This window comes from Rhizobium sp. CCGE 510 (genome assembly GCF_000292525.1).
GTDB lineage: Bacteria > Pseudomonadota > Alphaproteobacteria > Rhizobiales > Rhizobiaceae > Rhizobium.
On the sequence record NZ_AEYF01000108.1, the window covers coordinates 1 to 830 of the forward strand.

The window sequence follows — 830 nt, forward strand, 5'->3', positions numbered from 1 at the left end:
ATCGCGCTGGTGCGCGACTTCGTCGACAAACATGTGCTGGCATACGGCATGGTTGCCGATTGGGTCATCCACGACAATCCCGGCAATCCGCACATCCACCTGATGACGACGCTGCGTCCGCTGACCGAGGACGGTTTTGGCGCCAAGAAGGTCGCAGTCATTGGTGAGGACGGCCAGCCACTGAAGACCAAGACTGGAAAAATCGTCTACGAACTCTGGGCCGGCGGTGCGGCCGAGTTCAATGCGCTGCGCGATGGTTGGTTCGAGCGCCAGAACCATCACCTAGCGCTGAACGGAATTTCGCTGCGGGTCGATGGCCGCTCCTACGAGAAGCAGGGTATCGAGCTTGAACCAACCATCCACCTCGGCGTTGGCGCCAAGGCGATCGAGCGCAAGGCGGAGAGCCAAGGCGTCCGGCCAGAGCTCGAGCGGCTCGAACTGAACGAGGCGCGCCGCACCGAAAACACCCGACGCATCCTTCGAAACCCGGCGATCGTGCTCGACCTGATCACCCGGGAAAAAAGCGTCTTCGACAACCAGGACATCGCCAAGGTGCTGCACCGCTATGTCGACGATCCCGGTCTCTTCCAACAGCTGATGGCGCGCATCCTCCACCATCCCGAGGTTCTCCGCCTGCAGCGCGACACGATCGATTTTGCCACCGGCGAGCGGGTGCCGGCGCGCTACACGACGCGGGCGATGATCGAGCTGGAAGCGCAGATGGCCAATCGCGCCACCTCGCTGTCGCAGCAAACCTCGCACGGCGTTCGCACGCAAGTGCTGGAGGCGACATTCGCCCGCCATGTGCGTCTCTCGGATGAGCAGAAAAC

Annotated in this window: 1 protein-coding gene; it reads left to right on the forward strand. The window is 62.4% G+C overall.

The features are described from left to right. On the forward strand, positions 1 to 830 hold an 830-nt coding region (locus RCCGE510_RS32670; protein WP_007637960.1), incomplete at both ends, for a MobA/MobL family protein.